This is a genomic window from Sulfuricurvum sp. RIFOXYD12_FULL_44_77, from assembly GCF_001830725.1.
Classification (GTDB): domain Bacteria; phylum Campylobacterota; class Campylobacteria; order Campylobacterales; family Sulfurimonadaceae; genus Sulfuricurvum; species Sulfuricurvum kujiense_A.
Genome location: NZ_MIBU01000223.1, coordinates 1 through 10,792, shown reverse-complemented (window position 1 = coordinate 10,792; position 10,792 = coordinate 1). Strand labels below are relative to the sequence as shown.

Here is a 10,792-nt window from a genome sequence, read left to right as displayed (position 1 = left end):
TCGATTATCTGATTCGTGAGCTTGAGATCCTTTCTCAACATATCGATGTGAATCGTTCGGTTATCCAGCTCCATTTCGGCGGGGGGACACCGACATTTTTCGATGCCGATCAACTGCACCGTATTATCACGGCGATTAAAAGTCATTTCAAAAATTTTGCACAGGGTGCCGAGATCAGCTGTGAGATCGATCCCCGCCATATCAACGATGCGCAGATGAAAGTTCTCAGCGAGGCTGGATTTAATCGTGTCAGTTTCGGGATTCAGGATTTCGATGATAAAGTTCAGGTAGCAGTGCACCGTGTACAGCCGTATGACATCACCAAAGCGGCGATGGATCTGGCACGTAAATACAATATGGTGAGCGTCAACGTCGATTTGATCTACGGATTGCCGCATCAGAGTCTGGAGACATTTAAAAAGACCCTCGATCTCTCCCTCTCTTTGAATCCGGATCGTTTTGCCGTCTTTAACTATGCCCATGTCCCTTGGCTGAAAAAGACGATGCGAAAAATCGATGAGACGACATTGCCGCATCCGGCAGAAAAGCTCGCCATTATGCGTTATACCATCGATCATATGGAATCCAACGGGTATAAAATGATCGGGATGGATCACTTTGCCAAGAGTGAAGATGAGCTTTTTAAAGCGATTGAAAAAGGGGAGCTTCACCGTAACTTCCAAGGCTATACCACCAAGGGGGGAGCCGATCTGATCGGGATAGGTCTCACCTCTATCGGAGAGGGAGCTGATTATTACGCCCAAAATTTCAAAGAGATGGAAGGGTATGAAGCGGCCATCGATGCGGGGAGATTGCCTCATGAACGGGGTGTCGCATTGAATGAGGATGACCGTATCCGTCAATACGTGATTATGGAACTTATGAGCAATTTTAAACTCGATATTGACCGTTTTGAGCGGTTGTTCGGCGTGAAATTCGCAGAATATTTCGCAGATGCTATCGAAGCATTAAAACCGTTCGAAGCGGATGGATTGCTTACTATGACCTCTCAGTCGATTGAGTGCTCGACAACGGGAACCTTGTTGATCCGTAATATCGCGATGCCTTTCGATGCCTATATGAAACGTCATGCGAGTTCTGATAAAGCCTTTAGTAAAACGGTGTAATCGGATGGAAAAGCGCGAATTGTTTCATTTTACCGAAACCTCCGATGCGTGTATCAAATGCGGGAAGTGTATCCCCGTTTGTACGATTCATAATGTCAATGCCGATGAGGTAACTTCACCGCGCGGATTTATCGATCTCCTCGGTGCGTATGAGCGTGGGCAGTTGGAGTTGGACAAAAATGCGAAAGCGATTTTTGAGAGCTGTTTTCTCTGTACCAACTGTACCGATGTCTGTCCTAAAGCATTGCCTACCGATATGGTGATAGAGCAGGTACGTGCCGATCTCGCCGATAAATTCGGTATCGCGTGGTTTAAGCGGGCATTTTTCTATCTCCTCCGTCATCGGACAACGATGGATATCCTTTTTAAACTCGGATACGTGTTTCAAACGTGCGGATTTAAGATCAAAGACTCAATCAACTCGATGCAGCCGCGATTTAACCTTCCGATCATTAAAAAAGACCGACTTCTTCCTGCAATGGGAAAAACGTCGTTTCTTAACAGTTATCCCGAAAATATCCCTAATGGGGGGAAACGCCGCGTAGCGATTTTTATCGGATGTTTGGCAAACTACAACTACACCGAAATCGGCAAGGGACTTTTAGAGATTTTGGAAGCACTCCATGTCGATGCTTTTATCCCGAAAAAACAGCTTTGCTGCGGAGCACCGGCCTATTTTACGGGTGATTTCGCGACAGTTGATCACAATGCCAAAAAGAACATTGTCTATTTTGAGAGTTTTATCGACGAGGTCGAAGCGATTATCATCCCCGAAGCGACCTGCAGTGCGATGATTAAAATCGATTACGAGCACTTTTTCCACGATCAGCCCGAATGGCTGGAGCGTGCCAGAGCGCTCAAAGGTAAAATCTTTATGGCGACCGAGTGGCTGGAACAGAAAACGGAGCTAAAAGCACTGTTGGCGAGCAAGGGGCGAAGTGATTTAACGGTCACCTATCACGATCCATGCCATGCCCGTAAAATGCAGGGAGTTTATAAAGAGCCGCGTGCATTGGTCGGACAAAACTACACGATCACCGAAATGAGCGATCCGAACGCCTGTTGCGGGTTCGGAGGGGTGACGATGCAGACGGAGAATTTCCATTTTGCCCAAGCGGCGGGAAAACCTAAAGCGGCCATGATCGCCAAAACGGGTGCGCAAATCGTTACCGCCGAGTGCAGTGCCTGCCGTATGCAGATCAATAACTCAATGAATGAGGCCAATGTGGATGTCGTCTTTAAAAATCCGATCGAACTGATCGCTGAGGCATTACGAAAATGACCACGATAGAGGTGGAGTCATTTTTAGAAACCTTTCAGACCCTTGTCTTAGCATCTCTCACCCCTGAGGATGAACCCCATGCCAGCACTGCCCCTTATGTCCGTATCGACAATGATTTTTATATCCTTATCAGCACCGTTGCCCAGCATGGGCGTAATCTTCTCGTGAACCAAACTGTCTCTTTGCTTTTTGTCGAAGATGAGTCGCAGTGCGTTCAGCCTTTTGCTCGTAAGAGGGTGACATTGGAAGCTATTGTCAGAGAAGTGGGACGGGAAGATGAATATTTCGGACGTGCAATCGAGCGGTTTAAAGCCCATTTTGATTCTAAACTGGTTACATCGTTGACCCAAATGGGGGATTTTCACCTTTTTAAACTCTCCCCTAAAAGCGGCAGTGTCGTGATGGGATTTGGAAAAGCATACCGTTTGGATCACAATTTAGAGGTGATGGCGCAGATTATGGGTCAACATCAAAAGGGTCATGGCAATGGATAAACTCCTGATCGTGTGGAGTAGCGGTGAGATTGAAGTGGCGAAAAAGCTTGTATTGCTTTATGGAAGCGTCATTTTGCCTCGTGGCTATTGGGATGAAGCCCATCTGATGGTATGGGGCCCTTCGGCGAAGCTTTTGGCTGAAAACACGGAGTTACAAGCAATGGTTGCTCAGGTGATCGACTCGGGTGTAAAAGCCTCGGTGTGTGTTGTATGCAGTGACGATTATGGAGTAACCGAAGAGCTTCGAGCGATGGGGATCGAACCGATCCATACGGGAGAGTTTTTAACGCAGGCACTGAAAAGTGATTGGAAAGTGGTGACATTTTGATGGAATTTTGGCAACACATTTACGAACATTTTAACCCTGTAGCTTTCAGCATCTTCTCTATTCCTGTCCACTGGTACGGGTTGATGTATGTTCTAGCCCTCCTAAGTGCCCTCGTCATCGCGAAATGGATCGTTCAAAAAGACAACATTTCGATTACCAAAGATCAGTTGGATGACTATTTTGTTTATGCCGAGATCGGGGTTATTTTGGGGGCGCGATTGGGGTATATCCTTTTTTACGATACTCATACGATGTATTACCTCACCAATCCGTGGCAGATTTTTAATCCGTTTATCGACGGTCAGTTTGTCGGGATTCGGGGGATGAGCTTTCACGGGGCGATACTCGGCTTTTTGGTCGGCTCGTATCTCTATCATCGCCGCCACGGAATACCTTTTGGTCGATTGATGGATTTGGTGGCGGTCTCGGTTCCTTTGGCGTATGTATTCGGTCGGATCGGGAATTTTCTCAATCAAGAGCTTGTAGGACGTGCTACCGATGTGCCGTGGGGAATCTATGTCTATGATACCCTCCGTCACCCCTCACAGCTTTATGAAGCGTTTGTCGAGGGGATTGTGGTCTTTGTCATCATCTATGCGTATCGTCATCGTAAAGCTTTTGAGGGTGAGTTGATTTTACTGTACGGATTCTTATATGGAATCGGACGGGGTCTTGTAGAATTTTACCGCGCACCCGATGCCCAAATCGGCTATCTCGCAGGGCAGTGGCTTACACTTGGGATGGCACTTAGTTTCGCGATGGCGGGTGTTTCAGCGATTTTGTGGGTTTATTTTAAAAGAAATCGTAGAAAGGTTGTTTGATGAAAAAGTGGTTGATTTATATTGCTTTAGTAATTTTAGGATTAACTGCAGGGATTTTTTCGGGGTGCAGTTTAAAGGATTTTGGAAGAACTATTCATGAATCAGTTGTAACGAAGAAGGGACCTGCATCACAATTTTTAAAAGAAGTTTTATACTATCGATCTCAGCAACAAGGTGCAAATGAGGGTGCTTTATATATTCGCTATGATATTAGTGATATCGTTTCAAAATATTTTGTCAAAGGGTTAGACAGAGATAAGGTTGTAGAGTTGATTTTTGAATATGCTCTCAATGGCGTTGAATATAAAGATAACAAAATCATAGCACAATATAATTTTGGACTTTATAGACATGTAGAATGTAAATTTTTCTTTGATTCAAACAATAAACTGATAGGAACTGATGGTACTCTTATAGTTATTGTTAAAGATTAATAGACTTTTTACATAACCTACTTTTTCGTTCGTGGTGAGCTTGTCGAACCATGAACTGAACACCCTTCGACAGGCTCAGGGCGAACGGTGTCTTATATTCTAGGAAGTTTGGTATGACGAATTAGGTAAACCGGATACAAAAATGGTGTATCCCTTCTTCATACCGATATTTAAGATTAAATCGGTGCAAATCTATAACCGATTGGGCGATGTAAAGCCCCAATCCTAATCCTCCATCCCCCCGCTCAGTAACAAATGCCTGCAACGCTTCCTCAACCGGACGCTTGAGCGGTTCACCGCTGTTGCGGATACAGATATGATCATGCTCACACGCTATCTCTATCGGGAGTGCAGAGGCATGGCGCACCGCATTGTCGATAAGATTTTGCAAAGCACTGGTAAAGAGTGCCTCATCGACCGTAATATTTTGGTCACATCCGCTTACATGGACGCTTTCGGGTTCAATCATGAGATTATCGAGGGCATTTTGAATCATCAAATCGAGATTATGCGGTTGTTTTACAAGGGAATAGGCGTGCATTTTTTCAATGTCGGCCATTTGATGAATCAGATGTTCGAGTCGTGAAAAGAGTTTGGCTAGCAAGGTACGGTTTGGACTCGGTTCTTCGAGTTCTACGATCAATTTCCCTTTGGTAATGGGTGTTTTGAGCTCATGCATAATATTGCGCAAGAAAAGCTCACGCGATTTTTTGAGTTTGTTCTGTTTCTCCAAGGCATCATAGAGTGCATTCGAGATCAGGGCAATTTCATCTTTTCCATTATTGGCCGTATTTAAAATTTCCTTACCTTCTCCATATCGCTGTATCTGTTCATACAAGTATTTGAGTGGCTTTAGGTTACTCCATAACAGAAGATACATATTGACAAGACCACCTAAAAGGGCAAAGAATAAAAACCAGACAAAATAGTAGGTTTTACCCTCCGCCATATCACGATAAAGCATCGTACAGTGCCCTTCGGAGAGTTCATAGATGAATCCGCTGTCATCTTTATAAATAGTCACTTTGACATTTCGGGAACGGAGTTTGGACTGCATCGGAGGGGGGAGGATGATCGCTTCACATTGAGGGGTTTTTGTTTCTATGACTTTGAATCCCGCCTCTGAGAGCTCTTGATTTTTTTCCATACACGTTTGAGCCTTGGTCTCGTCGATAATTCGTGAGAGTTCCATGGAACGATGGGTCAGAAGATGAAATTTTTGCCTCTCCTGCTCAGCCAATGCGGAGATAAAAAGCAAAATCAGGACGATGAGCGCCAGAAAAAAGAAAGCATGCAGTTTAAAAAAAACAGAGTGACGACGGCTGATCATAGGGTAAATTGGTATCCCATACCGCGAATCGAGCGGATGAGGGTAGGGTGTTTGGGATTAGGTTCGATTTTTTGGCGTATGCGGCTGATGAGGACATCAATACTCCGTTCTGAACTCTCCCAGCCGATCGATTCGACATTATTGGCGATAAAATCACGGGAGATGATTTGTTTATGGTGTTTGATGAGGAGGGAGAGGAGCTCAAATTCGGCGCGAGTCAGGGGAAGAAGCTCCCCCTCTTTATAAATACCGGTCTCATCCACACGAAATGTCTCACTGCTCGCTTGGATCGTTTTGCCGTTGATACGGCGGAGTAGACTCTGTATCCTCGCAACAAGTTCACGCGGCTCATAGGGCTTGGGGAGGTAGTCGTCGGCACCTAACTCTAAGGCGATAACTTTGTCTCCCAAATCACTCCGAGCCGAGGAGATGATGATTGGGATGTCACTGCGCTCTCGGAGCGCTTTACAGACATCCAAACCATCCATATCGGGAAGAGTTAGATCGAGTAACACAAGATCGTAGGACTCTATTCCCAAAGAGGCGAGTGCCGCTTTGGGATGAGCGTAAGCAATCACCTCCATCTGATAACGCCCAAGATATTGGGTGAGAAGATCGGAGATTTCGAGATCATCTTCAATCAGGAGGATTTTAATCATACATATTTACTTTTGATCGCAGTTTTTGCAACCCATGCCACTCATACCTCCTTGAGGCATTTGCATTTGTTTCATATCATGAGGCATTTGCGCTGGTTTCATATCAGAGTTCATGGGACAGTTCCCTTGTCCCATCATCATTTTCATCCCTTCGAATTTACCGCGTTGTTCGGGAGTAAGGACTCCCATCATTTTTTCGCGCTGTTTGTTATGGAATGCTTTCCCCTCCTCACGGATTTTGGTAATTTGATCTTTTTGTTTATCGCTAAGACCGAGGTTTTCCATCATCGGAGGAAGTTTTTTAGTGTCGCATTCGCATTTTTGCATCATTCCGCCCATGCTGCCTTTGCCGCACATTCCACCTTGCATTCCACCTTGCATCGGACACGCCATTAACGCAGTTGCACCGAGTATCAGTGCGATACTTAGAATCTTTTTCATTGGTTTCTCCATCTCGTTTTATTTATACTCTGACAGTATAGAAGAAGCTTGTCAATCTTGTAACAATCTAGTGTTAACAAGATTAATGAGATATCTCTTCACTTTGAGCTTCGGTAATTTTCATCAGTGTTAAAAAGAGCACTGTGATAGCCGGCCCTATAATCATACCCCAAAACCCGAAAGTTGCCAACCCTGCGATAATCGCAAAGAAGATAATGAGTTCATTGATCTTCTCTTGGGGCTTGATGAGACGCTGATTGATAATTTTGATAATAACCGGCTTGACGAAGGTATCGGCTATGACAGAAATAATAATGATGGTATAGAGAGTGATGAAGAGAGCATTGTGGGTATGCCCGAGAGAAAGCTCAAAGAGGGCAAAAGGGAGCCACATAATCACCCCCCCTACTACAGGGATAAGCGAAGCAAATCCGTACATGATTCCAAAGAGCAAACCGTTGTACCCCATATACCCCACCGCAATGCCAAATAATGCCCCTTCAAATACGGCAGTGGCGAGAATCGAATAAAATACGACACTCATCGAGGAGCGCATCTCAAACATAATAAGGGTACTCTCTTGTTGCGGAAAGTGGGCAGAGCGTTTGAAAAATTCGAAAATGTCCCGTCCATAATAGTGGGCGATAAAATAGAAGATCAGAATAAACAGTGTTCCTGAGAGAAATGACATCGCAAAGCTTCCGATCTCTGAAGCATAAGCGATAATATTTTGAGAAAATGCGGTAGTGTCAAATTTGATCAAAGAGGCTTCGATTTTTGCTTCGAGACGTGAGAGGGACGGAGGGAGATGCTCCAACCAAAGTCTGAACTTACTCTCCATGGTACTCATGATAGCGGGATCGAGGTTTTGCATCATTACGGAGATATGAAACAAAAAGTATCCCAGCGGGGCGAAAAAGAGGATTCCCAACAAAAGGGTCGATAATGTTGAAGCCCAAAAGCGGCTCCCCGTGAGGTGGAGAAAACCCATTTGAATATGGTGGGTTGAAATTGCCAAGAGTGACGCGACGATAATGCTCATCCAAAACGGTGCATACAAAACATAGATGCCATACGAGACCATGATGAGTAAGAGAGGGGTAAAATACTCTTTTTTCACTGTTTTTCCTTATTCAAACAAGCCGCTTTGCGGGATTCCGAATTTGAGCAGTTCATACGTTTTTGCCGTTGCAACCCGTCCGCGAGCGGTACGTTCCAAATATCCGTTGGCGAGAAGGTATGGCTCTAAGACATCTTCGATCGTCCCCTCATCTTCACTGAGGGCGGCGGCAATCGTACTTAGCCCCATAGCTCTCCCTTTGGCCTCCATCAGGAATTTTAGGAGGCGGATATCCATCTCGTCAAACCCGTTGGCATTGATTCCCAGCTGATCGAGTGCGTAGCGGGAACGCTCGTGTAAAATGGTATTTTCATTGGCAACGTCGGCAAAGTCACGAACCCGCTTCAGCAGACGCAGTGCGATTCGGGGCGTTCCGCGAGAGCGTTTGGCGATCTCTTTGGCAGCCTCTTTATCGATACTTTTACCGAGTTTCGTTGCGGCTTGGGAGATGATACTGCACAGCTCATCAGGGGAATAAAACTGCATCCGAAAATTCATCCCGAAACGATCGCGCAGAGGATTGGAGAGCATTCCCGCGCGGGTGGTTGCACCGATGAGAGTAAATCGGGGAAGGTCGATTTTTACCGTCTGTGCCGCAGGACCTGAACCTATGATGATATCGAGACGAAAATCTTCCATAGAGGGGTAGAGGATCTCTTCGACTGCAGGAGAGAGTCGGTGAATCTCATCGATAAAGAGGATATCCCCCTCTTCAAGGTTGGTGAGGATTGCGGCAAGATCACCGCTTTTTTCGATCATCGGGGCGGCGGTTACTTTGATATTGCTCCCCATTTCGTTGGCGATGATGAGGGCGAGGGTCGTTTTTCCCAAACCCGGAGGGCCGTAGAAGAGGACATGATCAAGCGCTTCGGAGCGCTTATTGCTTGCCTCTATAAAGACGCCCAGATTTTTTTTGATCTGATCTTGACCGATATAATCATCCCATGCACTGGGACGAAGTGACGTTTCACTCGACTCTTCGGCATTAAACTTTTCAATCTCTACAATACGTTCCACGTTAGACAGCCCTAGTAAACATAATTTTCATCGGGAAAAGAGCGCTCTTGTACTTCCGAAGCGTAAGCGGCAACTGCTTTTTTGACTCCGCTCGCACCGTCCATATATTGTTTGACGAATTTAGGGACGAACGGTTCATACAGACCCAGCATATCGGAGAATACCAGCACCTGACCATCCACTCCGTTTCCGGCTCCGATTCCGATAACGGGGATCGAGACACTTTGTGCAACACGGGTTGCTACGTCGGCTTTGACCCCTTCGATAACGATGATAAAAGCACCCGCTTGCTGGATGGCTTGTGCATCGGCGATGAGAGAGAGGGCTTCATGCTCATTTTTCCCTTTGACTTTATATCCCCCCTCGGCACGAACGGCTTGGGGGAGAAGTCCGATATGTCCGCATACGGCGAATCCGTTATCGCTCAGATGTTTGACGAGGTGGGCCTTCTCGGCTCCCCCTTCGATTTTGATCGCATCGGCAGAGGTCTCGCGGTAAACGCGGATGGCGTTGGTGAGGGCGGTGGCTTCGTCGGTGTAGGACCCGAAGGGCATATCGGTGATAATAAAAGTTTCAGGAGCACCTTTGCAGACGGCATTGGTATGATAGATCATTTGATCCATCGTCGCACTCAGGGTATCGCTATTGCCGCCAAAACTCATATTGAGACTGTCTCCGACGAGGAGTATGTCGGCGCTTTCACTAAAAAGGCGGGCGAAAAGGGCGTCATACGCCGTTATCATGACCAGAGGAAGTGCATCTTTTCGTTTTTGAATCGAACCGATAGTGAGTTTTTTCATACTATATGTATCCCATAGTTATTTAAAGTAGATAGTTTACCCAAAATTTGTTTTGGGTAGCTATTCTATGGCAATTAAGAGGGGATATTAAACAAAAGATGGCTATAATTTACTACCACAGGAGAACATCATTATGGGCATACGAAGCGTTCTAGAAGCTAATTTCGACTTTGAAATCATAGACGAATTTTTAGACCATTACGCAATGATGACAGAGATCATGGAATCGCTAATCGTTGATTTAGGTAATCCTGAACGGTTCCATCGCAGTATTGAAGAGCTCTTTAGAATTTTTCACAATATTAAATCTGCTTCCGGTTATCTGCAGATTGAACCTATGGTTCGCTTAGCAACGTTTTCGGAAGATGCGCTTGAACAATTACGTTCACGTGATACAATAGTCAATGATGAGACGATTACATGGCTGATCAGTGTTGCCGATATGTTTATGCAGTGGCAAGAAGATTTGAAAATGGATAACGAACTGTCCAAAATACATTTTTCCCTTTTAATTTTACCCGATATGGAGAGAGCGTGAAGCAACTCGTAGCGTACATTACCGCAGGATACCCTGATAAAAATTTTACCGTTGATTTGGCATTGGCACTGGGTGAAAACGGTGTCGATACCTTAGAACTCGGAGTCCCTTTCTCCGATCCTGTTGCCGATGGCCCCGTTATCGAAGCGGCAAATCAGCGTGCACTCGAAGCGGGATTCCGTTTTGCCGATATTCTTGATATTTCTGAAGCTATTGCCCCTAAAATCGATACGTTGTGGATGGGATATTTCAACCCGTTTTACCAATACGGTATGGAAAAACTTCTAGAGCGTGCCCAAACGCTAGGGGTAAACGGTTTGATTATCCCCGATGTTCCGTATGAAGAGGCGAAAAATTATCATAACCTTTTTGAGAGCAGAGGCTTGGCCAATATCACTTTC

Annotated in this window: 14 protein-coding genes; 8 read left to right on the top strand and 6 right to left on the bottom strand. The window is 45.5% G+C overall.

The window, feature by feature from the left end:
• The 6 genes from hemN to A2517_RS08000 form a co-directional block, all read left to right on the top strand.
• Positions 1–1,127 (top strand): oxygen-independent coproporphyrinogen III oxidase (gene hemN, locus A2517_RS08025; RefSeq protein WP_294895882.1); only part of this gene is annotated, 1,127 nt, incomplete at its 5' end.
• Positions 1,128–1,131: 4 nt separating this feature from the next.
• Positions 1,132–2,409 (top strand): (Fe-S)-binding protein, encoded by a 1,278-nt coding sequence (locus A2517_RS08020; protein ID WP_294895879.1) that lies wholly within the window; start codon positions 1,132–1,134, stop codon positions 2,407–2,409.
• A complete protein-coding gene (locus A2517_RS08015; RefSeq protein ID WP_294895877.1) occupies positions 2,406–2,903 on the top strand; it encodes a HugZ family protein in 498 nt (165 codons plus the stop codon). The genes A2517_RS08020 and A2517_RS08015 overlap by 4 nt, the downstream gene beginning before the upstream one ends.
• Positions 2,896–3,231 carry a DsrE family protein gene (locus tag A2517_RS08010; RefSeq protein ID WP_294895875.1) on the top strand — a complete coding sequence of 112 codons (336 nt, stop codon included), beginning with the start codon at positions 2,896–2,898 and terminating at the stop codon, positions 3,229–3,231. The genes A2517_RS08015 and A2517_RS08010 overlap by 8 nt, the downstream gene beginning before the upstream one ends.
• Positions 3,231–4,052 carry a prolipoprotein diacylglyceryl transferase gene (lgt, locus tag A2517_RS08005; RefSeq protein WP_294895873.1) on the top strand — a complete coding sequence of 274 codons (822 nt, stop codon included), beginning with the start codon at positions 3,231–3,233 and terminating at the stop codon, positions 4,050–4,052. The genes A2517_RS08010 and lgt overlap by 1 nt, the downstream gene beginning before the upstream one ends.
• Positions 4,052–4,486: a hypothetical protein gene (locus A2517_RS08000; RefSeq protein ID WP_294895871.1), complete on the top strand. Its 435-nt coding sequence runs from the start codon at positions 4,052–4,054 to the stop codon at positions 4,484–4,486. The genes lgt and A2517_RS08000 overlap by 1 nt, the downstream gene beginning before the upstream one ends.
• Positions 4,487–4,607: 121 nt before the next feature.
• On the opposite strand, the gene A2517_RS07995 is transcribed toward A2517_RS08000, so the two are convergent.
• The 6 genes from A2517_RS07995 to panB form a co-directional block, all read right to left on the bottom strand.
• A complete protein-coding gene (locus A2517_RS07995; RefSeq protein WP_294895869.1) occupies positions 4,608–5,816 on the bottom strand; it encodes an ArsS family sensor histidine kinase in 1,209 nt (402 codons plus the stop codon).
• Complete coding sequence (locus A2517_RS07990) at positions 5,813–6,475, bottom strand: response regulator transcription factor (RefSeq protein WP_294895867.1); 663 nt, start codon at positions 6,473–6,475, stop codon at positions 5,813–5,815. Before A2517_RS07990 ends, A2517_RS07995 begins: the two co-directional genes overlap by 4 nt.
• Before the next feature lie 6 nt (positions 6,476–6,481).
• Positions 6,482–6,916: a hypothetical protein gene (locus tag A2517_RS07985; protein WP_294895865.1), complete on the bottom strand. Its 435-nt coding sequence runs from the start codon at positions 6,914–6,916 to the stop codon at positions 6,482–6,484.
• 82 nt (positions 6,917–6,998) lie between these two features.
• Positions 6,999–8,036 carry an AI-2E family transporter gene (locus tag A2517_RS07980; protein ID WP_294895863.1) on the bottom strand — a complete coding sequence of 346 codons (1,038 nt, stop codon included), beginning with the start codon at positions 8,034–8,036 and terminating at the stop codon, positions 6,999–7,001.
• A gap of 9 nt (positions 8,037–8,045) precedes the next feature.
• Entirely contained in the window at positions 8,046–9,053 is a 1,008-nt protein-coding gene (gene ruvB / locus A2517_RS07975; RefSeq protein WP_294895861.1) for a Holliday junction branch migration DNA helicase RuvB, read from the bottom strand.
• 11 nt (positions 9,054–9,064) lie between these two features.
• The gene (gene panB / locus A2517_RS07970; RefSeq protein WP_294895848.1) at positions 9,065–9,853 is read right to left on the bottom strand and encodes a 3-methyl-2-oxobutanoate hydroxymethyltransferase; all 789 of its coding nucleotides are present in this window, start codon (positions 9,851–9,853) and stop codon (positions 9,065–9,067) included.
• A 133-nt stretch (positions 9,854–9,986) separates the two neighbouring features.
• Here panB and A2517_RS07965 point away from each other — a divergent pair, with 133 nt between their 5' ends.
• Entirely contained in the window at positions 9,987–10,391 is a 405-nt protein-coding gene (locus A2517_RS07965) for an Hpt domain-containing protein (protein WP_294895846.1), read from the top strand.
• Positions 10,388–10,792: tryptophan synthase subunit alpha (trpA, locus tag A2517_RS07960; protein WP_294895844.1), on the top strand; the 405-nt coding region annotated here is incomplete at its 3' end. The genes A2517_RS07965 and trpA, both read left to right, overlap by 4 nt.